We start from the raw sequence: 21927 nt of genomic DNA, 5'->3' as shown, positions 1-21927 counted from the left end.
GCCTGTTGGGCGGAGTTCGCCGGCAATAAAAAGCCCGCACGCGGCGGGCTGTTTTCAGACGGCCTGTAGCTGGCGGTCCATCGACTCGATGCACTCGCGCATCTGTTCGCGACACTGCTCGATCAGCCTCGGCATGTCGTCCAGGCTCAGCCCGGCGGTGGGGATCGCCGGCAGCGAGCGGATCAGGATCCTGCCACTGCGCCAGCGGTTGAGACGCATGTGGCGGATGTAGCTGCTGGCGCACACCGGGACGATCGGCACGCCGGCGGCGATGGCCATCTGGAAGGCGCCTTTCTTGAACGGCAGCAGGTCTTCGCCGAGGTTGCGGGTACCTTCCGGGAACACCCAGATCGAGGTGTCCTTGTGTTGCAGGGTGTGGGTGGTGGTCAGCATCGAGCGGCGCGCCTTGTGCGCGTTGCCACGGTCGATCAACACATTGCCCGCCAGCCAGAACAACTGGCCGAACAGCGGCACCCATTTCAGGCTCTTTTTACCGATGCACACGGTGCGCCGGGGCACCACGTTGCCGAACACGAACAGGTCGTAGTTGGACTGGTGGTTGGCGATGATTACGCAGCTCTTGGGCTTGTCCATCAGTGGCCCGACTTCGGCCTTGACCCGCAGGCGCAGGATGCACATGGCCGGCAAGGCATACAGGCGCGCGCACAGGCGGCTGTTATCCGGGTTGAACGGGCGGCACAGCCCCAGCACCACGCCGAGAATTCCCGCTGCAACAAAATGCAGGCCCATCAATAACATACGAAACAGATACAGCATCTACAGGCCCACCGGGGACAAAAGGTGGCGCAGTGTACGGATGTGCACTGTTTTCGGCAATTACCTGTATAGAAGGGGAAGATGGCCGATGTTTAAGCGCATGTTTCCGACTCTTTGCTCAGTGGCGAACTAGAGCGTCGCGCAGTCTTTCTCGCGGTGCGGGCATAAAAAAGCCCGACGCGCGGGTCGGGCTGTGGGCGGCGGGCCCAGGCTTCAGCCCAGGTGTTCCTGATCGAGGATGATCGCGTTGTCCAGGGTTTCCAGCAGCGCCTTGCGCACTTTCAGCTTGGTGTTCTTGTGGGCGGTCATGTTGATCTTCTTCAGTTGACGCGCGGCGGCCAGGGCGGCGCCTTGCAGCTCCTCGACGCTCACCACCTTATCGAGGAAGCCGGCATCCACCGCGCCTTGCGGGTCGAACATCTCGCCATTGATCACCGAGCGGTGCAGCGCGGATTTGCGCAGGCGGTCACGGGCCAGCTCGATGCCGGCGTGGTGCATGGTCATGCCGATCTGCACTTCGTTCAGGCCGATGCTGAACGGGCCTTCGACGCCGATGCGGTAGTCCGCGGACAGCAGCAGGAACGCGCCCTTGGCCACGGCGTGCCCAGGGCAGGCGACGATGACGGGGAAGGGATGCGACAGCAGACGACGGGCCAGGGTCGACCCCGAGGTCACCAGGCTCACGGCTTCTTTAGGGCCGGCGGTCATCACTTTCAGGTCGTAGCCGCCCGACAGAATACCGGGCTGCCCGGTGATGATCACCACCGCGCGATCGGTGACGGCCTGGTCCAGCGCGGCATTGAAGGCGGCAATCACATCCGGGGAAATGGCATTGACCTTGCCATTGCTCAAGGTCAGGGTCGCGATACCGTCTTCGAGGTGGTAAGAAATCAACTCACTCATGACGCAATTCCTTGTATTGAAGTGGGGCAGACGTTACTCACGGTCACAGGTCAGGTAAAGCGCTGTGACTGACTGGTGAGTCAGCCCTTTCTGGCCTGACAAGCGTAGCCGGCCACCTGGGGCGCGGATCGGCCCTCCTATATAGCTGCCAGCCAGGCCAGAGATTGGCCGGTTTGCCATAGCGTTGATGCCAGCGCAGTGCCGAAATCCGAAGAAATGTCTTAAGCGCATGAAAATTCTCAAAAAAACCTTTGCCATCAGAAAAGCTTTCGACTACATTAGCGCGCCTCGACAGACTGAATCGGTTTGACGAGACACGGTTGGGTGTCCGAGTGGCTTAAGGAGCACGCCTGGAAAGTGTGTATACAGGAAACTGTATCGAGGGTTCGAATCCCTCCTCAACCGCCATATTCGATCTACGCAAAACCCCTGGTTTCCTCGAGAAGCCAGGGGTTTTGTGCTTTCTAGTGTCTGAAAAGTATTTGGATGGCGGTGAGGGGCTTTGTTGATCCTGACTCGCGAGTCTGAAGGATCATATTACCAGCGGTATGCCTGTCAGTGATCCAGCTGGTCGAGAATACATCGCCCTCAGGAATGGGCTGGGGAGTGGCCATGGTGAAACCACCATGGCGTAAATCCGCAACTTTAAGGTGAAGACGTATGCAGGGCCCTATGGCGCAGCAGGTCTCAGGTCTGGAGCTGTTAGACGGGGTCTGAACTACGTGACTGCAGCAATGTGGTGTGAGAGGTGGAGAGGCGCTTGCCAACCGCAATGAACGGTTTTTCAATTAAATGAAATGCGGCTACACCTATCGCGACGGCACTGAGACCAATCAGCCACCATGGAGCACCACACAGCACCATTACGTAGACAATGGGGGCATGGAAAGCATAAATGCTATAACCGGCCGATCCTACTGCGCTCAATGGCTTTATGGATACACTATGTTTTTTATCCAGGATCGATATCAGGCTTGCGAAGCACAGGGCAAACATCAGTTGTCGAACAGCAGCGAAGATCTGTCCATATTGCTGTAGGTCCTTCTCGAACAAGGTGATAAGCAACCAGATAATCACGGGAAGAATGACAATTCGATTCATGAATCTGCAGAAATTTTGGTCAGTGAATTTCAGGCCCAGCCACCAGTAGGGTATGAATCCAATAAGGCTGGCGTTGAATGACCAGCCGCGCCACTCAGGAATGAAAGAGTTGATAGCAATAGAGGCTATCCAGCAAATGATTACCACAACCCACCATGAGCGATCTGAGAGTTTTCCAATAACTAACAGCGCTAGTGGATAGATCGCATATAGCCACATTTCGGCGGCAACAGTTTGTAATGGTCCGTTCCCTTGGATTGATGGGTAATAATCGAAAGGGTAGATAACTTCGGTGGTAAGAAGCTTTCTAAGTATATTATTGAATGAAAGTTCAGCGGTGCCAGATACCGAAGTCACAGAGTCGGGGCTTATCTGGGATGCGATATAGAACATCAAGAACCCGAAAAGCGCAGCAATGAGGAAGACTGGATATATCCGGAAGAATCTGCGAACTGCATAAGAAAACAGGCCGTCTTGGTGTGAGCGCAGGCCGTTTCTATGAATGCAATAACCACTCAGCACAATGAAACCCAGTACCGCGGGGTGGGTTTCTCCACTTCCTTGAAATAGGCTTTCGAGTTCACGTGTCAGCCAGATGAGGCTCTCAGGGATGGCTGCAGAGCCCTGAATGGCCACAATCCAAGGGGCAAGATGGGTTATTACCACCCAGATAGCTAACAAGAAACGAAGCGTATCGATATTCTGTGATCTGCTTCGATTCAATGGAATTTTCAGGATGGAATTTTTCATTTTCGACGTATCAGTACTCGGAGGGGCGTGAAAATACCACAGCGGCCATGCGAATTCCCGGTAGACCTCATTCGTCGAAGCCGCTTTATCCATCCAGCCGGGCAGGAATCCCGCTATTACCTGCTCAAGCCCGGTACAGGCTTTCATTGCCTTGCGGCAGGCTAAGGTGGCCTCAAGGGCGGAATATAAATGAGGGGTTTGCACCGATGGCCTTGAGCTTGATCTGAAGGTGATACATCATCTGTGTCCCTCATCAGTGATGAGAGTTGTTCTAGCTGATAGTCTGTTCGGAATGGTTTCAGAGAGTTTGTAAAGCATTAATTTTTATATATTTTTTTTGAGGCAAATTGCGTAACTCACAGTTGTTTTTGTTTTTTTTCTTCGGTGTCATTGTATCGTCTGTAGCGTATTCCGAGTCGGAGTCTGTGCATTCAGAACAGGTGATTTCAGAGTCTGTAAAGTCAGCCCATGTAAAGTCAGATTACTTGATAAAGACCTGGAGAAAGTCCCACTTTGCACTGGATAAGGCGGGTGGTCTCATTCCTGAGCGAAAGAATGGACAGGCTTTTTATAAGGTGAAGGAGGGGAAGTATGAGTTTCAGCGAGCCCTCTCTAAAGACAAGACTGCTTTGGTGGTGATGGATCCCTGGGAGGACACCGGCTCACCAAAGATGAATAAGCATTACAAAAAAGTGTTTTCTCAAAGGCTTGTTCCTCTGGCCAAGCACTCTATAGCGATGGGGCTTAAGGTTGTCGTCATAACCAACGATCCCAAGACAATAAATTTGGGGTATGCCGCACGAATCAACCCAAATCTGCAAGTGCTTGTCGATGCCGGTAAAGTCGATGTTCTTTATCACTCAGATATGGACGACAGAAAGTTTGAGGTCTACTTGAAGTCGGCTGGTATCGACACGCTTATATACTCTGGTTTTGCATCGAATATGTGTGTGATCGGGATGCCGACTGGAATGATCCCAATGTTTCACAGAGGGTTCCGACTATTCTTTGTCTCTGAGGCTTCAGCTGCGACTGAATATGGCAATACTTGGGGAGACGGCGCTGTGCACAAGGCAATGACGTCTATGATTTCGCAGTGGGTTGGTGAAATAATTAGCTTCAAGGACTTCATGAGAATCAAGCCAATTTGATTTTTTCCGGATATTCATACTTGTTTAACTGGTATTTTTTTTCAGAGCGGACTGTATCGGGAATATCCCTCGGTCCCCACTGTATTGATGTGCTCCAACCCCTGATCTCCTTGAGAAATCCAGGGGTTGTGCTTTCTGGGGAGCTGTTGAAGCGGCGGTTTGCCTGGCAGCGCTGATTCCTCTTTCGCCGAACGCTGTTCTTCCGCGATGGTCAAAATCATTACGAGTTCGCAACAGCCAAGGTTGCTCCAGCAAGGTATCGATCACGCTGGATACTTGAGTGGTCTTTGGCTTTGTTACCCCTGCGAAGCCTGGCGGTCAGGTCACCTTGAGGGTGAGGTTTTCCGCCGATATCAGGCGGGCATCAGCGTGCGGTTTTCTGTGCTCCGTAATGGCTACGAGGAGACGCACAATGGTCATTCACTTCAAGGTCGCCGGGCATCTGGCCTGCGGCCACAAGGGTTCCAATCTCATATCCAGCACCGAGCCGGCGCGGGTCAAATGCCGCAGTTGCCGCAATACCGAGGTGTTCAAGGACGCCCGTAAGAATCAGCGCAATGCGGCACGTCGAGCGGCGCGCAAAGCCAAGGCAGCGCACGCGGCAAGCGACTGGCGTGCAGCCTGGACCCAACGGCTGACGGCCATGGCCGGGTTGCAGCGCCTGCCTCGAGGCTTTGATGGGCAGCCGTACGTTTAGCGTTTGTCCCGGGCACCCCACGCTTTCAGGTCTAGAATGGTCATGCGCATCGAGTGGGGCGATGCTGGTTGTCTGCGGGCGTGGGGTGATGTTGCCGGCGTCGGCAGGCTTTGCAGCTACTCAATCGAGGACACGATCATGTCCACGCACGAACAGGTCACCGAGCATAAATCCTTCTCCGAACCGGATGAGACCCGCGAGTTCTCCAATGGCAAGGCAGAGATCCTGAAGATCGGTCAGTGTGAAGTGGGACGCTTCACTTTCAAGCCGGGCTGGCGCTGGTCGAACGACATTAAACCGCTGGCGCAGACACCGAGTTGCCAGGCACCGCACTTTCAGTATCACGTGGCCGGCAGGCTGGCGATCCTGATGGATGACGGCACCGAAATCATCGCCGGGCCGGGTGATATCACCTCCCTGCCTAAAGGTCACGACGCCTGGGTGGTGGGGGATGAAACCGTGGTGGTGGTCGACTGGTTCGGGGCCAGCAACTACGCTCGTAAGGTCTAGGCGAAATGCACCCGGAAAAAGGAGCTGATGCACACCATCAGTTCCTTTTTCAGCGACGATCCATACCCTTGGACGAAGAATTCAGCTTGGGCCATTCGTCGGTCTTTTCTCTTTGTGGACTACAAGTCCTTAAATGACCGTCTAGTCTGAAACGCCGTGACGGTCGATATTTTCTAGGCAGTCAGGTGCTTGCCGGTATCGACCGGTTGTTGGAGGGAGCAGGGAGATGAGCGATCCTTATATCGAGGACAACGGGGATGAGTTCCCAATCAACAACCTGGTGCGCTGCGGTCAGGCAGCGTTTGACAGCGAGCCACCGGCCAAGGCGTCGGTAGGCAAGACCAGGGCCAGTGCATTACCCAGGGTGACCCAGACAAAGTTTTTCCCGAAAGCGGCGCTTCCTAAGAGAAGGTAGCCTTCATACATACCGAACGACCCCGCTTCCGGGCGGGGTTTTTGTTACCTGAACAATGGGCCGCCGCGATTGATTTGAATGAAGTTGGACCTTTCGTCTTATCCGTTGCACAGGGTAGCGGGGTTTTCACAATTTATTCACAAACGACTGCGTAGGCTCGACTCATCCGTTAAAGCAAATCCTATTAGCCCGTCTCCCCAGCGGGCTTTTTTTTGCCTGGCTGAAAACTCTTTGCGCAAAAACGGTCCAAGACTGTGACTAAAAGGATTACAGCATTCTGCTGTCGCCGCTCAGCTTTAGTCAGACACCGCTTTAGAATGACTCTCCAGCATCTTTTTCGAGGTTTACATCATGCGTTTAACACTGCCTGCTCTGGTTTTGGGGCTTCTGGCTGCTCAAGGTGCGATGGCCGCCGGTGATGGCACTGCTGCGGTCGGCGGCGGTTTGGGTGGCGCGCTGGGCAATGTGGTGGGACAACAGATTGGTGGCAGCACGGGCGCCGCGGTGGGTGCGGGTATTGGCGGCGCTGCCGGCAGTGCGGTCGGTGCCCGTAAGGGCAGTCGGACCGAAGCGGCCATCGGTGGCGGCCTGGGTTCAGCCGGCGGCTCGGTGATCGGCAACAAGCTGGGCGGCAAAACCGGTTCGACCATCGGCGCAGGCCTGGGTGGCGCGGCCGGTGGTGCTCTGGGCAGCAGCATGGGTGACGATGGTCGTCACTCCGGCGGCGGAAAGCACAGGAATAAACACAAGCACAAGCACGATTGATTCTGCAGCGGTGCGCAAAAAAGCCCGGCCTCGTGCCGGGCTTTTTTATGGGAACGAATAGCGTTCCAGCCCCTCGAATTCAATGATGGACACACTGTGTCGACGAGGTTTGCCATGATTCCGGAAACTGCTGGCAAGAAAGAAGACGACTCCTCGGGCGTGCCCCTGGTCAACGATCCGGGTAATGAAGACCCTGGCTCGCTGATGGATGACGCCCTGGTGCCGCTGAGCGATGACGATGAGGCAGGCGAGTCGGAGGAAAAGGGCCCGTGAAGTCTGCTTCCAGCACGCCGGCATGAGCGGTGTGAGGTGCCTATGAAGCATGATCCGAAACCAATCGACCGGGATGACACGCCCGAATATCCGCTGCCTTCCCCCACGGATGCGCTGACTCCCGAGCAGATCCTCCCGGATGCCAACGCCGAACAGGAGCTGTCTCGACCCGAGCCGCAGCGCAAGGCGGCCAGGGGCAAACGGCGCACCGCCCCGGGAGGCGCGTCGTGAGCCGCACAAAACTGCTGAGCCTGGTGTTGGTCGCCCTGGTGTCGATTTTCTGTTTCTCCAGCCTGGCAGAATCCGCTGACGGACGAGCCCCGGCCAATCCTCCGCTGCGGTCGTTCGAGGGCGGTTCCGGTAACGATCTCATGCTGCGACCAGGAGCCCTGGGCGGGAATGGTGTGGGTGTCATGGACAGCCGTTCACGGGTCGACAAATCGCGCGGCTCTTCCAGCCAGGGCGGAGGCATGGGCTCCACTGGCGTCAATGGTTCCATCATGGGCGGTGGCGGTGCCGGCGGTGGAACCGGCAGTGCAGGCGGTGGCACTGGGGGGCCAGGAGGCGGCAGCGGACGGGCGGGACGCTAGCGTGCTTTGTTCACTCATGATGTCGAGACCAGCGAGCCCGGCCTGTCCGGGCTTTTGTCTGCCTGCACGCTGACCCGCGGTTGCTCCCCGTCATCTGCCACGGCTATGCTGCTGAACCCTTTAATCGGGCAAGAAACTGGCCGTACCTGAGCCGCTCCCCGGGATGTTTTTTGTTAACGGATCAGATGCGATGAATGCACAGTTGAATGACGTGGGCCCGATCAAGGCTGTGATTTTCGATATGGACGGTTTGCTGCTGGACACCGAAGGCATCTACACCGAGGTGACGCAGATCATCGCCGATCGTTATGGCCGCACCTTCGATTGGACGATCAAGCAGAACATCATTGGCCGTGGCGCCGCGGACCTGGCCCGTTATGTGGTGCAAGCCCTGGACCTGCCGATCACGCCCGAGGAGTTCCTGGTGATTCGCGAGCCGCTGATGCGCGAGCGTTTTCCCCGGGCGCTGGCGATGCCGGGCGCGCAGGAGCTGGTGCAGCACCTCAAGGCCAATAATGTGCCGATTGCCGTGGGCACCAGTTCTTCGCGCCAGTCTTTCGCCCAGAAAACCACCTTGCACGGCGACTGGTTCGCGCTGTTCGACACCATAGTCACCGCCGACGACCCGGAAGTGGGCGCGGCCAAGCCGGCGCCGGACATCTTCCTTACCGCCGCGCGGCGCCTGGGTGTCGCGCCCGGGGATTGCCTGGTGTTCGAGGATTCGCCCTTTGGTGTCACCGCGGCGAAGGCGGCGGGGATGACTGCGATCGCCATTCCCGATCCGGCGATGGCGGACGCCAAGTACGCTCATGTCGATGCCATCCTGCGTTCGCTGAAGGGGTTCCAGCCGGCGGCCTGTGGTTTGCCGCAGTTGGCGTGGTCCTGAACCTGTAGCCGCTGCCGCAGGCCGCGATAAGCCCGCCAGGGCTTCAGCGCTCTCAAGTGCGGCGCCTCCTGTGGAATCGATCGCAGCCTGCGGCAGCGGCTACAAAAACGCCGGGCCACCTGATGAGGGTGGCCCGGCGTTTTTCATGGGCACAGGAATCAGGCGCTGAAGCCGCCGTCGATCGTCAGACTGGCGCCGGTGATGTAACCCGCTTCCGGGCCTGCCAGATAAGCCACGAAGCTGGCGATTTCTTCCGCGTGGCCGTAGCGCCCGATGGCCATCAGCGGGATCAGGCTTTCGGCGAAGTCGCCGTGGGCCGGGTTCATGTCGGTGTCGACCGGGCCGGGCTGCACATTGTTGATGGTGATGCCCCGTGGGCCGAGGTCGCGGGCCAGGCCTTTGGTCAGGCCGACCAGGGCCGACTTGCTCATGGCATAGGTACCGCCACCGGCAAAGGGCATGCGTTCGGCGTTGGTGCTGCCGATGTTGATGATGCGCGAGCCTTCGCCCATATGCCGGGCCGCTTCCTGGGTAGCGACGAACACGCTGCGGATATTGATGGCCAGGGTCCGGTCGAAGTCTTCCAGCTTGAAGTCTTCCAGCGGGCCGATAGCCAGGATGCCGGCGTTGTTGACCAGGATGTCCAGGCGACCAAAGGTTTCGACCGTGCTCTCGACCGCCTGGCGGATGGCCGCGGCATCGGCGCTGTCGGCGAGGATCGCCAAGGCCTTGCCACCAGCGGCGGTGATGCTGTCCTGCAAGGCTTCGGCCTTGGTGGTAGAGCTGACATAGGTGAAAGCGACGGCGGCGCCTTCGGCCGCCAGACGTTGCACGATGGCTGCGCCGATGCCGCGGGAACCGCCTTGAACCAGGGCTACTTTGCCGCTGAGGGATTGAGTGGTCATGTCGTTCTCCAAAAAGTCCAAGGCGGGATGCCTTGTGGTTGGAGTCGAGTATCGACTTCGGATTAGGTGCTGTGTAGATAGGAATCGCTCTAGTCTGTATAAACCAGAAGTTTATAGTGAGGCGCCATGGAAACCTTCAGCAGCATCGAATGCTTTGTGCGCAGCGCCGAAGTCGGCAGCTTCGCCGAAGCCGCGCGACGCTTGAGCCTGACCCCTGCCGCGGTGGGTAAAAGCGTGGCCAAGCTCGAGGCCCGGCTCGGGGTCCGGCTGTTTCAGCGCAGCACCCGCAGCCTGGCCCTGACCGAGGCCGGCAAGCTGTTTCTTGGCGAGGTCAGCGCCAGCCTGTACACCATCCAGAACGCCGTGGCCAACCTGGCCAGCGCCGAAGGGCGCCCGGCGGGCACCCTGAAAGTCAGCATGGGCACAGTGTTCGGACGCCTGTACATCGTGCCCATGCTCGGCGAATTCCTGCGGCGTTTCCCAGAGATCAGTCCGGACTGGCATTTCGATAACCGCCAGGTGGACCTGATCGGCCAGGGTTTCGACGCGGCGATCGGCGGCGGCTTTGAGCTGCCCCAGGGGGTGGTGGCGCGACGGCTGACCCCGGCCCACCGCATCCTGGTGGCCTCGCCGGACTATCTGGCGCGCTGCGCGGCGGTCGAGCAGCCCGAGGATTTGCAATATTGCGAAGGCATCCTGATCCGCTCGCCACAGACCGGGCGGGTGCGCTCCTGGGCCCTGACCAGCCGCACCCGGCAGCAAAGCCCGTTGAGCCTGAAGGCGCGGATGACCATGAGTGATTCGGAAGCGGCCTGCGCCGCTGCCGCCCAGGGCCTGGGGGTGGCCCTGGTGAGCATGCCGTTCGCCGTCGGTTACTTGAACGCCGGCACCCTGGTGCGGGTATTGCCGGACTGGTACGTCGATGACGGCAACATCTCGATCTATTACGCCGAGCACAAACTGTTGCCGGGCAAGACCCGGGCCTTCGTCGACTTCGTGATCGAGCAGTTCGCCGAGCAGGGCCTGGAACAACGTTTCAGCGCGGTTTGAAGAGGCGCGCAAACCCGCTTCCCGGCAGGAGCGGGCTTGCTCGCGACAGGCGATGGCTCAGCGCCCGAAGCGCCCTGGCCAGCCGATAATGGTCTTCGGCCGTGGCGTGGCGTAGGTGCGTACCTTGGAGGTGGACAGCCCCAGGCGCACCAGGGATTCGGCGATGGTCACCGCGGCAGTCACGCCGTCCACCACCGGTACGCCGGTGCGCTGGCGGATCTGCTCGTCCAGGCCGGCCATGCCGCCACAGCCCAGGCAGATCACCTCGGCCTTGTCTTCGCTGACCGCCAGTTCGGCCTGGCGCACGATGGCTTCCAGGGCACGCGCCGGGTCCTCTTCCAGCTCCAGCACTGCCAGGCCGCTGGCCCGAACCGAGGCGCAGCGGTCGTACAGGCCGGAGAGTTTCAGGCGGTCCTCGATCAGCGGCACGGTGCGATCCAGGGTCGTCACCACCGAATAGGCGTGGCCGAGGAACATCGCGGTGCTGGCGCCGGCGTCGGTGATGTCCACCACCGGCACGTTGAGCAGCTCCTGCAAGCCTTCGCGGCCGTGCTCGCCATAACCGGCCTGGATCACCGCGTCGTAGGGCTGGTCGTAGGACAGCACGCGGTCCATGACGGCGATGGCGGCCAGGTAGCTTTCGAAGTTGCCTTCGATGGAGTCGGCGCCGAAGTGTGGGGTCAGGCCGATGATTTCGGTGCCGGGCGCGGCCACGGCCTGGGCCTGGCGGGCGATGGCCTGGGTGATGGAGTCGGTGGTGTTGACGTTGACCACGAGAATTCGCATGGGCTGTCCTTATCGTTAGGCATTCGGGGCCCGCCGCAGGAGGGCCGTTCAAGGTTAGTGGCTGACGTTATCGACGGCGATGGATTCGCCGCTGACGTCCGCATAGTAGGGCTGGCGTTTGGCGACGATCAGGTACAGCAGGCCGGCAATGCCGGCGCCGATCAGCCAGGAGAAGGGCGAGACGCTGGCAAACCCCGGCACTAGGGCCAGGACAATGGCGATCAGCGCCGACGGAATGAACGCCGCCACCGCCCGCAGGTTGACCCCGCGGCTGTAGAAATACGCGCCTTGCGGGTGCTCGCTGTACAGCTCGGGCACGTTGATCCGGCCTTTGCGCAGCAGCCAGTAGTCGACCATGATCACCCCGTACAGCGGCCCCAGCAGGGCACCGAGCCCGGACAGGAAGTACACAATCACCAGCGGGCTGTTGTAGAGGTTCCACGGCAGGATCAGCACCGCGAGGGTCGCGCTGATCAGCCCGGCGCGGCGGAAGGTCAGGTATTTCGGCGCCAGGTTGCTGAGCACGAAGGCCGGGGCGACGAAGTTGGCCATGATGTTCACCGCCACGGTGACGATCAGGAATGCCAGGCAACCGAGTACCAGAAAAAAGGTGTTGGGGATCGAGGCGATGATTTCGGTCGGGCTTTCGATGATCTTGCCGTTGATCTGAAACTGCGCGCCGCAGAGCAACACGGTGATGGCCGCGAACACCAGGATGTTCACCGGCAGGCCCCAGAAGTTGCCGACCTTGATGGTCCGGCGGCAGGGCGAGGAGCGGGCGAAATCGCAGAAGTTGAGGATCAGCGTGCCGTAGATCGCCAGCCACAGCGCGCCGCCGGCGAAGATCTGGCGCCACATTTCGCCACCGCTCAAGGGCTCGCGGATCGACCAGGCGATGCTGGCATTAGCCTGGGTGTACATCCAGGCGGCGAGGGCGGCAACGGTCACCAGGATCACCGGGCCGGCAAAGGCCTCATAGCGCCGGACCATCTCCATGCCGTAGGCGAGGATCGCCAGCTGGACCACCCAGATCGCCACGAAACACACCCAGCCCAGGCTCGACAGGCCGAGGATCGAGTTGTGGTCGTAGTCGGCGAAGCCGGGGTGGATGGCCGTGAGCAATACCCGGAATACCACCGAGGCCAGGTAGGTCTGGATACCGAACCAGGCGATGGCGATCACCGCACGGATCAGCGCCGGAATCTGCGCGCCATGGATGCCGAAGCTGATACGGCTGATCACCGGAAAGGGCACGCCGGTCTTCTGGCCCATGTAGCCGGACAGGTTCATGAAGAAGTACACCAGCGCCGCGCCGATCCCCAGGGACAGGAGGATCTGCCAGCCGCCCAGGCCCAGGGCGTACAGGCCGATGGCGAAGGAGTAATTGGCGATGTTGTGCACGTCATTGGTCCACAGCGCAAAGATGCTGTAGCCACCCCAGCGCCGGCCTTCGACCTTGGTCGGCGCCAGGTCGCGGTTGTGCAGGCGCGGGCTGAGATCGACCGTGGCGGCGGGGCCATGGGCGATGCTGGGGGCGAGGTGGGAGGAGGGCAAATCCAGTGCGATGTCATTGGCAAGGCTTGTACGCATTCCGGCTGGCTCCTGATCGCGGGCCGACGCTGACTGTGCTTGAGCGCAAGGCTCGGCAGTCTTCGGCGCGGGTCCGGGAATCACTGGGTTCTGGGCATCAGCAGGCGGATTCGGGAACCCGGCTTGCGGATATAAAGTGTATGTATTTATTTGCGTATTTGTATACAAGATACATGGCGACTTAAGCCACTTCCGTGCCAGATCCCAATCTAAGCAAGCGACCGATAATTTCGGTTTGTTCTTAATAATTTCTAAATGACTGAAATTGCGAAATTATAAATTGACCGTTCGAACAGGTATTTATTTTTCGAGGGAGCAGGGTGTGAGCGCGGTAGAGAATGGCCAAGGGAGGGAGTGTAACTTTTTGGGGCGTAGAGGCATAAAGTGCACACAAAAATGGCACCTGTAGTGATACTTATGTGTACAAGATTTTTACCGGGAGGAGGGCTTCTGTAGGAGCGAAGCGGTGTGTCAGATACACCGTCTCGCGAGCAAGTTTCGCTCCTGCAGAAGAAAGAGGAATTGGGGGGGCTTAGCCCTTGCTGATGATATTGCCGGCGTGCAGGCCACATTCCTTCTGCGTGGCTTCTTCCCACCACCAGCGACCTTCGCGCTCGTGCTGGTTCGGCAGCACCGGGCGGGTGCAAGGCTCGCAACCGATGCTGATGAAACCACGCTCGTGCAGGCTGTTGTACGGCAGCTCGAGCATGCGGATGTAACCCCAGATCTCTTCGCTGGTCATCTGCGCCAGCGGATTGAACTTGTACAGGGTGCGCTCCGGGGTGGAGAAGGCACTGTCGATCTCCAGTACCGCCACCTGGCTGCGGGTACCCGGGCTCTGGTCGCGGCGCTGACCGGTGGCCCAGGCGCTGACGGTGGACAGCTTGCGGCGCAGCGGCTCGATCTTGCGGATGCCGCAGCACTCGCCGTGGCCATCCTTATAGAAGCTGAACAGGCCTTTCTCCTTGACGAAGGGTTCGAGCTTGGCGTGGTCCGGCGAAACCACTTCGATGTCGATCTTGTAGTGCTCGCGTACCTGCTCGATGAAGCGGTAGGTTTCCGGGTGCAGGCGCCCGGTGTCGAGGCTGAACACCTTGACGTTCTTGTTCAGCTTCCAGGCCATGTCCACCAGCACCACATCCTCGGCACCACTGAAAGAGATCCACAGGTCATCGCCAAACTCGGCGAATGCCAGCTTGAGAATGTCTTGGGCGGATTTTTGGGCATAGGTCGCGGCGAGTTCAGCGACATTGAACGATGGGCTCATCAGGGCGGTTTCCTACAGGTCGGTGGCGCTGAGCGCTCTAGATACTGGCGATGGTAACAAAATCCGCCCCCGGCTGGCGCGCTCCTCGCGTTGCGTGGGCCAGGGCGAATCGCTAGAGTTCGGCAGTCCTTTTGCTCGCTCGAATAACCAATACAAATGGGAGTGTCCTGTGGAAATTGCCTGTCTCGACCTGGAAGGTGTACTGGTCCCGGAAATCTGGATCGCCTTTGCCGAAAAAACCGGGATTGAATCCCTCAAGGCGACCACCCGGGATATTCCCGATTACGACGTGCTGATGAAGCAGCGCCTGCGGATTCTCGACGAGCACGGCCTGAAGCTCTCGGACATTCAGGAGGTGATCGCCACCCTCAAGCCGCTGGACGGCGCCATCGAGTTCGTCGACTGGTTGCGCGAGCGTTTCCAGGTGGTGATTCTGTCCGACACCTTCTATGAGTTTTCCCAGCCGCTGATGCGCCAGCTGGGCTTTCCCACGCTGCTGTGCCACCGCCTGGTCACCGACGACAGCGGCCGGGTGACCGGTTACCAGCTGCGCCAGAAAGACCCCAAGCGCCAGTCGGTGCTGGCCTTCAAGAGCCTGTACTACCGGGTGATTGCGGCGGGGGACTCGTACAACGACACCAGCATGCTCGGCGAGGCCGATGCCGGCATTCTGTTCCATGCCCCGGACAACGTGATTCGCGAGTTTCCGCAGTTCCCGGCGGTGCACAGCTTTGCCGAGCTGAAGCAGGAGTTCCTCAAGGCGTCGAACCGTGAGTTGAGCTTGTAACGCTGTACCTGTAGCCGCTGCCGAAGGCTGCGATCGGCCGGTACGGCCGCGGCGTCTTCCCCGACGCTGAAGGGCCTGCGGCCCTATCGCAGCCTTCGGCAGCGGCTACAGGGGCATGATCAGAGGTTCTGCAACGTCTCCAGCAGGACCTTCACCTTGGTGATGGACTCCTGATACTCGGCCTGCCAGTCCGAGTCCGCGACAATCCCGCCACCGCCCCAGCAGCAGATTTGCCCATCCTTGACCAGCAGGCTGCGGATGGCGATCGAGCTGTCCATCTCGCCACGCACGTCCAGGTACAGCAACGAACCGCAATACAGCCCGCGCCGGGTCGGCTCCAGCTCGTCGATGATCTGCATCGCGCGGATCTTCGGTGCGCCGGTGATCGAGCCGCCGGGGAAGCTGCCGGCGATCAGGTCCAGGGCGTCCTTGTCGTCCGCCAGCTCGCCGGTGACGCTGCTCACCAGGTGATGCACGTTCGGGTAACTCTCCAGGCTGAACAGCTCCGGTACCCGCACCGAGCCGATGCGGCAGGTGCGGCCCAGGTCGTTGCGCAGCAGGTCGACGATCATCAGGTTTTCCGCGCGGTCCTTGGGGCTGGCCAGCAGCTCGGCGGCGTTCGCCGCGTCTTCGGCGGCATCCTGGCCGCGCGGGCGGGTGCCCTTGATCGGCCGGGTTTCCACCTGGCGCTCACTGATCCGCACGAAGCGCTCCGGCGACAGGCTCAGCACCGCGCCACCTTCTGGCAGGCTCTGGAACCCGGAAAAAGGCGTCGGGCAGGCCGCGCGCAACGCGCAGTAGGCAACCCACGGATCGCCAGCGCAGGGCGCGCGAAAGCGCTGGGCGAAGTTGACCTGATAGCAGTCGCCGGCCTGGATGTACGCCTGGATGCGCTCGAACGCCTGTTGATACTGCGCGGCGCTGAGGTCAGTCAGCATCGGCCCGCTGAGCTTGAAGCTGTCGCGGGTGTTGGCCGGCGCCTGGCCGAACAGGTCGATCAGGCGCTGGCGTTCGGTGGCGGCAAGCGCGGGGTGGAACACCAGTTGGCTGGTGCGCTGCTGATGGTCGCTGATCAGCGCCCAGTCGTAGAGGCCGAAGCGTGCATCGGGCAGTTGCAGGTCATCCAGGGCCTGGCTGGGCAGGCGTTCCAGATGGCGTCCGAAGTCGTAGCTCAGGTAGCCGATCAGCCCGCCGGCGAAAGGCAACTGGTAAGGCGCCGGGATCGCCGCCTGGCCCAATTGGTCCAGGTTGAGCCGCAGGCGTTGCAGGAAATCTTCGCCGCTTTCGTCCTTGAGGACAGCCAACTGCGCCCGTGGCCAGGCGCTGAGCAGGTCGTAGCGGCCGCGCTCGGCACTGGGCCGGCCGCTGTCGAGCAGGACGGCGCCAGGGGCATGGCGGATCGCCGCGAAATACTCGGCGGGGTTGGTGCGATAGGGCAGCGGGTGTACGGAACAGGTCGACATGCGGGGCGGATCAGCCATCGGAGGAGCGCGGCTGGCGATTGTAGTCCCCTCAGGGATTTGCTCCTAGTGGGGATGGCGGGGATTGCCCGGTTTACGACGCATTGCCCGCCTCGCCGCATACCCTGTAGCCGCTGCCGAAGGCTGCGAAAGGACCGAAGGTCCTCGGCGATGTTGAAAGCGGCGCCCGCTTCGCGGTCGGGCGCAGCCTGCGGCAGCGGCTACAGGGTTTTCCGTTGCTGTGGTTCAGCCTTCCACCGCTGGGATATGGCCGAACAGGTCCTGGGCAAACTGCACGCGCTGCTCGACGGTTTCGCTGATGCCGCGGGCTTTCAGTTCTGCCAGGTGCGCTTCGACTGCGTGGGTACGCTGGGTCAGGCCACAGTCGTTGGCGATCTGGATGTTCAGGCCAGGGCGGGCGTTGAGCTCGAGGATCAGCGGGCCCTTTTCCTGGTCCAGCACCATGTCGACCCCGATGTAGCCCAGGCCGCACAGCTCATAACAACCGGCCGCCAGCTTCATGAAGCCGTCCCAGTAGGGCAGCTGCACGCCGTCCACCGCGTTGGTGGTGTCCGGGTGCTTGGCGATGATGTTGTTCAGCCAGGTACCGCGCAGGGTCAGGCCGGTGGCCAGGTCGACGCCGACGCCGATGGCGCCCTGGTGCAGGTTGGCCTTGCCGCCGGACTGGCGGGTCGGCAGGCGCAGCATGGCCATCACCGGGTAGCCCATGAGCACGATGATGCGGATGTCCGGCACGCCTTCGTAGCTGATGCTCTTGAAGATCTGGTCCGGGGTCACCCGGTATTCGATCAGCGCCCGGTCACGGTGGCCGCCCAGGGAATAGAGGCCGGTGAGGATGCTGGAGATGTGGTGCTCGATTTCTTCATGACTGATGATCTTGCCCGATACCGTGCGGTAGCGACCCTCGAAACGATCGGCAATCACGATGATGCCGTCGCCGCCGGCGCCTTGCGCCGGCTTGATCACGAAGTCGTTGCGCCCGCCGATGATCTCGTCGAGCTTGTCGATTTCCTTCTCGGTGGAGATCACGCCGTACAGTTCCGGCACATGGATGCCGGCCTTGATCGCGCGCTCCTTGGTGATGATCTTGTCGTCGACGATCGGGTACAGGCTGCGCTTGTTGTACTTGAGCACGTAGTCCGCGTTACGCCGATTGATCCCCATGATGCCCCGGGCTTCCAGGGCCTTCCAGGTCTTCCACAGGCCGAACATTACGAATCAGCCTTGACGAAGGCTTTGAAACGGATCAGCTCGGTCAGGCGGTAGCCGCGGTAGCGACCCATCGCCAGCATGAAGCCCACCAGGATCAGCAGCATCGCCGGGAAGGTGAAGACAAAGTAGACCAGCTCCGGCACGCTCATGATCAGGTGCGCCAGGGAGGCGGCGAACAGCGTGCCGATGGCGACTTTCATCGCATGGCCGGCGCCGCGTTCTTCCCAGGTGATCGACAGGCGTTCGATGGTCATGGTCAGGATCACCATCGGGAACAGGGCCACCGACAGGCCGCGTTCCAGGCCCAGCTTGTGGCTGAACAGGCTGATGGCGGCGATCAGCACCACGACGAAGGTCAGCACCACCGACAACCGCGGCAGCATCTGCAGCTTCAGGTGTTCCAGGTAGGACCTGAGCGACAGTCCGAGCGCGGTGATCACCGTGAACAGCACGATACCGAAGCCCAGCTGGGTTTCGCGGAAAGCCAGGGCGATCAGCACCGGGGTGAAGGTACCCAGGGTCTGCAGGCCGATCAGGTTGCGCAGCACCAGGATCACCAGCACGCCGATCGGGATCATCACCATGATCATGAAGGTCTGCTGGGTCTGCAGCGGCAGGCCGTACAGCGAGTATTCGAGGAAGTTGGCGTCGGTGTTCTCGTCGGTCAGCTTGGCCAGGCGAATGGCGTTCATTTCGCTGTTGTTCAGGCTGAAGGTGACGGTGGCTTTCTTGCCGCCATCGACGGTGATCAGGTTGTCGTCACCGATCCACCACAGCAGGCGGTCGCTGGGCAGGCCCTGTTCGCCGGTTTCCGGGTTGAAGTACAACCAGTCGGTACCGTTGAAGCTGCGCAGCCACAGTTCCGGGGCCTGCGGCTGGTCGGCCACCAGGCGAATGGTGTGGACCTTTTCCATCGGCACGTGGGCGATGGACAGCAGCAGGTCGACGATCTTGGCCTTGTTCGCCGGCGACGGATCGCCCGCCAGGAGCATCTTGGCGTTGTCGTCGCTGCTGTTGTTGACCCGCTTGATGGCCTCGCTGATGAAGGTCTCGACGTCGGCCGAATGCTGGCGGATCGGCGCGAGCAGGGCTTCGGCGGCGATCTTTTCCGGGCCTTCGACAGCGATGCTGTCGCGGAAGGTCGGGCCCTTGATCTTGGCTTTTTCCGCGGTGTAGCGCTTGGTCAGCACCAGGCGGTAGTAGAGGGTCTGGTTGCCCTTGGCGCGGCGGGCCGACCAGGTGACCTTGCGGTTGCCGTCGACGCGGTTCACCGCCACCCCGTAGTTATTGGAGATGAAGCTCTCGTTCAGGCTGACGTAGTCGCGGCTCAGGGGCGGCACGAACATCTGGATCTTGATCGGGTCCTTGGCGTTGGCGACGAACTCGACCTTGGCGTCGATGTTCCACAGGTCGTCGGTGGCGTCTTCGGTCACCGGGATGCCGAGCACGAAAATCTGATAGGCCGTGATCGAAATGCCCAGCACCACCAGGATGGCGATCAGGATTTTCAGATGGAGGGTAAGAGAGCGCATTGGAATTACTCTGCGGTATGAGCGTCGGTGGCGCAGCCAGGTTTGCCAGCAGCGTATTTAAGACTGGGGTCGACCAGTGCATCGAAGCGCTTGAGCGCCTCGGAACCGATCAAGAGCGGGTATTGGAATGCACTGCGGTCGGTCAAGTTCACTTCTATGCTGCGCAGGGCACCGCCCATGCAGATATCCAGCTCAATGACCGGGCGCGCGGTGTACTTCTTGTTGTTTTCCTCATCGGGGTCGTAGTCGCCGGCGCGGCGCTTGATCTTGCTGACGCGGGCCAACGGACGTTCGATGGGGTGGGAATGGGCGGCGTCGATGGCCAGGTAAAAGCGTACCCAGGACTCGCCATTGCGCTTGAAGCGCTTGATATCGCGGGCACTGAGGGAGGCGGTCTTGGCGCCGGTGTCGAGTTTGGCGGCGACTTCCAGGTCGATCCCGGACAGTCTGGCGTATTCATTCAGACCGTAAACGGTCTTGCCGGCGGCGGCACTCAGGCCCGGCACGCCGAGCAGGCAGAACAGTATGGAGAAGGCCTTGAGTCTCATAGATCCTGGTGCGTTGCATGGGTTCTTCAGTTCAAGGCGACTGGCATTGCTGCGCAAGCTCCCTCGTGTGCTGCCTTATTAATGTGACAGGCAAATGCGGGCGGCATTCTAGCATGCTGGTTTTATGGCGCCAGCGGCGGGGCGGGGGCTTTTGTGCCGATTGGGTGCAAAGGGTTATTAGACGATTGTCGACAATATCTATTTTTCCTTTGACTGCATCGGTTGTATTGGCTAGTTTTTGTCGCATTGATTTTCAAGGTGTCGACAATATGCTGGATCAGCTCGATCCCCCCGCCGTAGCGCAGGACGATTCGGAAACCTTGTCCGAAAACGTCTTCAGGCGCATTCAGGCGGCCATCGTCAAGGGCGAGATCGCCCCGGGCAGCAAGATTTCCGAGCCGGAACTGGCGCGCACCTACGGCATCAGCCGTGGCCCGCTGCGCGAGGCGATCCACCGCCTGGAAGGCCAGCGCCTGCTGGTGCGGGTGCCCCATGTCGGGGCGCGGGTGGTGTCCCTGAGCCATGCCGAGCTGATCGAACTCTATGAAATCCGCGAATCCCTGGAAGGCATGGCCTGCCGCCTGGCCGCCGAGCGCATGACCAACGAGGAAATCGACGAGCTGCGCCGGGTCCTCGATACCCATGAGCGCGACGCGGCGTTCCAGGCCGGGCTCGGCTACTACCAGCAGGAAGGCGATTTCGACTTTCATTACCGGATCATCCAGGGCGCGGGCAACCGCACCCTCACGCAGATGCTCTGCGGCGAGCTGTACCAACTGGTGCGCATGTACCGCATCCAGTTTTCCGCCACGCCCAATCGCCCGCGCCAGGCGTTCGCCGAGCATCACCGGATTCTCGATGCCATTGCCGATCGCGACGGCGAACTGGCCGAGTTGTTGATGCGCCGTCACATCGGCGCTTCCAAACGCAACATTGCCCGTCATTATCAGGACGGCGCCCCGCAGACAGCCACTCCACGAGGTGAGTCATGAGTTCCAACAACAAGAGCACTCCAGGCCAGCGCTTTCGCGATGCGGTCGCCAGCGAACGACCGTTGCAGGTGGTCGGCGCCATCAATGCCAACCATGCGCTGCTGGCCAAGCGCGCCGGGTTCAAGGCGATCTACCTGTCCGGTGGCGGGGTGGCGGCTGGCTCCCTCGGCGTGCCGGACCTGGGCATCACCGGGCTGGACGACGTGCTGACCGACGTGCGCCGCATCACCGACGTCTGCGACCTGCCGCTGCTGGTGGACGTGGACACCGGTTTCGGTTCGTCGGCGTTCAACGTGGCGCGCACCGTCAAGTCGATGATCAAGTTCGGCGCGGCGGCGATTCATATCGAGGACCAGGTCGGCGCCAAGCGCTGCGGCCATCGGCCGAACAAGGAGATCGTTTCCCAGCAGGAAATGGTCGACCGCATCAAGGCCGCGGTGGATGCCCGCACCGACGACAGCTTCGTGATCATGGCCCGCACCGACGCCCTGGCGGTGGAGGGGCTGGAGTCGGCCCTGGACCGCGCCGCCGCCTGCATCGAAGCCGGCGCCGACATGGTGTTCCCGGAAGCCATCACTGAGCTGGAGATGTACAAGATCTTCGCCAGCCGGGTGAAAGCGCCGATCCTGGCCAACATCACCGAGTTCGGCGCCACGCCGCTGTACACCACCGAGCAACTGAAATCCGTGGATGTTTCCCTGGTGCTGTACCCGCTGTCGGCATTCCGCGCCATGAACAAGGCGGCGGAAAACGTCTACACCGCGATCCGTCGCGATGGCACCCAGCAGAACGTGATCGACACCATGCAGACCCGCATGGAGCTGTACGACCGCATCGACTACCACACCTTCGAGCAGAAGCTCGATGCACTGTTCGCCCAGAAGAAGGGGTGATGCCGAGCACGGCTCGACTACTGATGCAAAACCTGTAGCCGCTGTCGAAGGCTGCGATCGGCCGGC

The 21927-nt window shown here is 60.5% G+C and carries 23 protein-coding genes and 1 tRNA gene; 13 read left to right on the top strand and 11 right to left on the bottom strand.

Annotated elements, in window-relative coordinates; genetic code table 11:
- Positions 1-54 precede the first annotated feature (54 nt).
- Positions 55-777, bottom strand: coding sequence for a 1-acylglycerol-3-phosphate O-acyltransferase (locus CRO75_RS02480; RefSeq protein WP_053260240.1), 723 nt, complete (start codon positions 775-777; stop codon positions 55-57).
- 213 nt (positions 778-990) lie between these two features.
- Positions 991-1680 (bottom strand): crotonase/enoyl-CoA hydratase family protein, encoded by a 690-nt coding sequence (locus CRO75_RS02475; protein WP_009042893.1) that lies wholly within the window; start codon positions 1678-1680, stop codon positions 991-993.
- Positions 1681-1998: 318 nt separating this feature from the next.
- On the opposite strand from CRO75_RS02475, the gene CRO75_RS02470 reads away from it, so the two are divergent.
- Positions 1999-2088: transfer RNA gene (locus CRO75_RS02470), tRNA-Ser, on the top strand.
- A 294-nt stretch (positions 2089-2382) separates the two neighbouring features.
- On the opposite strand, the gene CRO75_RS02465 is transcribed toward CRO75_RS02470, so the two are convergent.
- Positions 2383-3735 (bottom strand): acyltransferase, encoded by a 1353-nt coding sequence (locus CRO75_RS02465; RefSeq protein WP_143503881.1) that lies wholly within the window; start codon positions 3733-3735, stop codon positions 2383-2385.
- Positions 3736-3878: 143 nt separating this feature from the next.
- On the opposite strand from CRO75_RS02465, the gene CRO75_RS02460 reads away from it, so the two are divergent.
- The 8 genes from CRO75_RS02460 to CRO75_RS02425 all read left to right on the top strand — a co-directional run bounded on the left by CRO75_RS02460 (position 3879) and on the right by CRO75_RS02425 (position 8818).
- A complete protein-coding gene (locus CRO75_RS02460; RefSeq protein ID WP_097134343.1) occupies positions 3879-4682 on the top strand; it encodes an isochorismatase family protein in 804 nt (267 codons plus the stop codon).
- Between the two features lie 412 nt (positions 4683-5094).
- Positions 5095-5379, top strand: coding sequence for a hypothetical protein (locus CRO75_RS02455; protein WP_097134342.1), 285 nt, complete (start codon positions 5095-5097; stop codon positions 5377-5379).
- A 138-nt stretch (positions 5380-5517) separates the two neighbouring features.
- On the top strand, positions 5518-5889 hold the full coding sequence (locus tag CRO75_RS02450) for a cupin domain-containing protein (RefSeq protein ID WP_007922994.1): 372 nt from the start codon (positions 5518-5520) through the stop codon (positions 5887-5889).
- Between the two features lie 226 nt (positions 5890-6115).
- Complete coding sequence (locus tag CRO75_RS02445; protein ID WP_007922997.1) at positions 6116-6304, top strand: hypothetical protein; 189 nt, start codon at positions 6116-6118, stop codon at positions 6302-6304.
- Positions 6305-6655: 351 nt separating this feature from the next.
- On the top strand, positions 6656-7069 hold the full coding sequence (locus tag CRO75_RS02440) for a hypothetical protein (RefSeq protein ID WP_097134341.1): 414 nt from the start codon (positions 6656-6658) through the stop codon (positions 7067-7069).
- Between the two features lie 114 nt (positions 7070-7183).
- Positions 7184-7342, top strand: a complete 159-nt coding sequence (locus CRO75_RS32950) for a hypothetical protein (protein ID WP_177409716.1) — start codon at positions 7184-7186, stop codon at positions 7340-7342.
- A 42-nt stretch (positions 7343-7384) separates the two neighbouring features.
- Complete coding sequence (locus CRO75_RS02435) at positions 7385-7573, top strand: hypothetical protein (protein ID WP_009042899.1); 189 nt, start codon at positions 7385-7387, stop codon at positions 7571-7573.
- Between the two features lie 549 nt (positions 7574-8122).
- A complete protein-coding gene (locus CRO75_RS02425) occupies positions 8123-8818 on the top strand; it encodes an HAD-IA family hydrolase (RefSeq protein WP_097134339.1) in 696 nt (231 codons plus the stop codon).
- A gap of 158 nt (positions 8819-8976) precedes the next feature.
- Here the strand turns inward: CRO75_RS02425 and CRO75_RS02420 are convergent, their stop codons facing one another.
- Entirely contained in the window at positions 8977-9723 is a 747-nt protein-coding gene (locus tag CRO75_RS02420; protein ID WP_097134545.1) for a 3-oxoacyl-ACP reductase family protein, read from the bottom strand.
- 126 nt (positions 9724-9849) lie between these two features.
- Here CRO75_RS02420 and CRO75_RS02415 point away from each other — a divergent pair, with 126 nt between their 5' ends.
- Positions 9850-10773 (top strand): LysR family transcriptional regulator, encoded by a 924-nt coding sequence (locus tag CRO75_RS02415; RefSeq protein ID WP_097134338.1) that lies wholly within the window; start codon positions 9850-9852, stop codon positions 10771-10773.
- Between the two features lie 57 nt (positions 10774-10830).
- Here CRO75_RS02415 and CRO75_RS02410 read toward each other — a convergent pair whose 3' ends face one another.
- From CRO75_RS02410 to CRO75_RS02400, 3 genes are all read right to left on the bottom strand, one after another.
- Positions 10831-11559 carry an aspartate/glutamate racemase family protein gene (locus CRO75_RS02410; protein ID WP_009042904.1) on the bottom strand — a complete coding sequence of 243 codons (729 nt, stop codon included), beginning with the start codon at positions 11557-11559 and terminating at the stop codon, positions 10831-10833.
- Positions 11560-11613: 54 nt separating this feature from the next.
- The gene (locus tag CRO75_RS02405) at positions 11614-13149 is read right to left on the bottom strand and encodes an NCS1 family nucleobase:cation symporter-1 (protein ID WP_097134337.1); all 1536 of its coding nucleotides are present in this window, start codon (positions 13147-13149) and stop codon (positions 11614-11616) included.
- A gap of 532 nt (positions 13150-13681) precedes the next feature.
- Positions 13682-14416, bottom strand: a complete 735-nt coding sequence (locus tag CRO75_RS02400) for a phosphoadenylyl-sulfate reductase (protein ID WP_007930635.1) — start codon at positions 14414-14416, stop codon at positions 13682-13684.
- Positions 14417-14585: 169 nt separating this feature from the next.
- Between CRO75_RS02400 and thrH the strand changes: the two genes are divergently transcribed.
- A complete protein-coding gene (gene thrH / locus CRO75_RS02395; RefSeq protein WP_009047891.1) occupies positions 14586-15203 on the top strand; it encodes a bifunctional phosphoserine phosphatase/homoserine phosphotransferase ThrH in 618 nt (205 codons plus the stop codon).
- A 119-nt stretch (positions 15204-15322) separates the two neighbouring features.
- Here thrH and pabB read toward each other — a convergent pair whose 3' ends face one another.
- The 4 genes from pabB to CRO75_RS02375 form a co-directional block, all read right to left on the bottom strand.
- Entirely contained in the window at positions 15323-16666 is a 1344-nt protein-coding gene (gene pabB, locus CRO75_RS02390; RefSeq protein ID WP_097134336.1) for an aminodeoxychorismate synthase component I, read from the bottom strand.
- 243 nt (positions 16667-16909) lie between these two features.
- Entirely contained in the window at positions 16910-17896 is a 987-nt protein-coding gene (locus CRO75_RS02385) for an alpha-L-glutamate ligase-like protein (RefSeq protein WP_007930638.1), read from the bottom strand.
- Positions 17896-19428 (bottom strand): inactive transglutaminase family protein, encoded by a 1533-nt coding sequence (locus CRO75_RS02380; RefSeq protein ID WP_097134335.1) that lies wholly within the window; start codon positions 19426-19428, stop codon positions 17896-17898. The genes CRO75_RS02385 and CRO75_RS02380 overlap by 1 nt, the downstream gene beginning before the upstream one ends.
- Positions 19429-19433: 5 nt before the next feature.
- Positions 19434-19976 carry an ATP-dependent zinc protease gene (locus tag CRO75_RS02375; protein WP_097134334.1) on the bottom strand — a complete coding sequence of 181 codons (543 nt, stop codon included), beginning with the start codon at positions 19974-19976 and terminating at the stop codon, positions 19434-19436.
- A 269-nt stretch (positions 19977-20245) separates the two neighbouring features.
- Between CRO75_RS02375 and CRO75_RS02370 the strand changes: the two genes are divergently transcribed.
- Together CRO75_RS02370 and prpB are read left to right on the top strand one after the other, a co-directional pair.
- Complete coding sequence (locus tag CRO75_RS02370; RefSeq protein WP_097134333.1) at positions 20246-20968, top strand: GntR family transcriptional regulator; 723 nt, start codon at positions 20246-20248, stop codon at positions 20966-20968.
- Entirely contained in the window at positions 20965-21861 is an 897-nt protein-coding gene (gene prpB / locus CRO75_RS02365) for a methylisocitrate lyase (protein ID WP_009042912.1), read from the top strand. Before CRO75_RS02370 ends, prpB begins: the two co-directional genes overlap by 4 nt.
- Positions 21862-21927: the final 66 nt, after the last annotated feature.

Source organism: Pseudomonas sp. LAMO17WK12:I10, assembly GCF_900215185.1.
GTDB lineage: Bacteria > Pseudomonadota > Gammaproteobacteria > Pseudomonadales > Pseudomonadaceae > Aquipseudomonas > Aquipseudomonas chlororaphis.
This window is presented reverse-complemented; position numbering and strand designations above follow the sequence as displayed.

Bases quoted from the DNA above. Each gene is read 5' to 3' on its own strand.
- CRO75_RS02480 (WP_053260240.1), bottom strand. From the start codon at position 777: ATGCTGTATCTGTTTCGTATGTTATTGATGGGCCTGCATTTTGTTGCA.
- CRO75_RS02475 (WP_009042893.1), bottom strand. From the start codon at position 1,680: ATGAGTGAGTTGATTTCTTACCACCTCGAAGACGGTATCGCGACCCTG.
- CRO75_RS02455 (WP_097134342.1), top strand. From the start codon at position 5,095: ATGGTCATTCACTTCAAGGTCGCCGGGCATCTGGCCTGCGGCCACAAG.
- CRO75_RS02450 (WP_007922994.1), top strand. From the start codon at position 5,518: ATGTCCACGCACGAACAGGTCACCGAGCATAAATCCTTCTCCGAACCG.
- CRO75_RS02445 (WP_007922997.1), top strand. From the start codon at position 6,116: ATGAGCGATCCTTATATCGAGGACAACGGGGATGAGTTCCCAATCAAC.
- CRO75_RS02440 (WP_097134341.1), top strand. From the start codon at position 6,656: ATGCGTTTAACACTGCCTGCTCTGGTTTTGGGGCTTCTGGCTGCTCAA.
- CRO75_RS32950 (WP_177409716.1), top strand. From the start codon at position 7,184: ATGATTCCGGAAACTGCTGGCAAGAAAGAAGACGACTCCTCGGGCGTG.
- CRO75_RS02435 (WP_009042899.1), top strand. From the start codon at position 7,385: ATGAAGCATGATCCGAAACCAATCGACCGGGATGACACGCCCGAATAT.
- CRO75_RS02425 (WP_097134339.1), top strand. From the start codon at position 8,123: ATGAATGCACAGTTGAATGACGTGGGCCCGATCAAGGCTGTGATTTTC.
- CRO75_RS02420 (WP_097134545.1), bottom strand. From the start codon at position 9,723: ATGACCACTCAATCCCTCAGCGGCAAAGTAGCCCTGGTTCAAGGCGGT.
- CRO75_RS02415 (WP_097134338.1), top strand. From the start codon at position 9,850: ATGGAAACCTTCAGCAGCATCGAATGCTTTGTGCGCAGCGCCGAAGTC.
- CRO75_RS02410 (WP_009042904.1), bottom strand. From the start codon at position 11,559: ATGCGAATTCTCGTGGTCAACGTCAACACCACCGACTCCATCACCCAG.
- CRO75_RS02405 (WP_097134337.1), bottom strand. From the start codon at position 13,149: ATGCGTACAAGCCTTGCCAATGACATCGCACTGGATTTGCCCTCCTCC.
- CRO75_RS02400 (WP_007930635.1), bottom strand. From the start codon at position 14,416: ATGAGCCCATCGTTCAATGTCGCTGAACTCGCCGCGACCTATGCCCAA.
- pabB (WP_097134336.1), bottom strand. From the start codon at position 16,666: ATGTCGACCTGTTCCGTACACCCGCTGCCCTATCGCACCAACCCCGCC.
- CRO75_RS02385 (WP_007930638.1), bottom strand. From the start codon at position 17,896: ATGTTCGGCCTGTGGAAGACCTGGAAGGCCCTGGAAGCCCGGGGCATC.
- CRO75_RS02380 (WP_097134335.1), bottom strand. From the start codon at position 19,428: ATGCGCTCTCTTACCCTCCATCTGAAAATCCTGATCGCCATCCTGGTG.
- CRO75_RS02375 (WP_097134334.1), bottom strand. From the start codon at position 19,976: ATGAGACTCAAGGCCTTCTCCATACTGTTCTGCCTGCTCGGCGTGCCG.
- CRO75_RS02370 (WP_097134333.1), top strand. From the start codon at position 20,246: ATGCTGGATCAGCTCGATCCCCCCGCCGTAGCGCAGGACGATTCGGAA.
- prpB (WP_009042912.1), top strand. From the start codon at position 20,965: ATGAGTTCCAACAACAAGAGCACTCCAGGCCAGCGCTTTCGCGATGCG.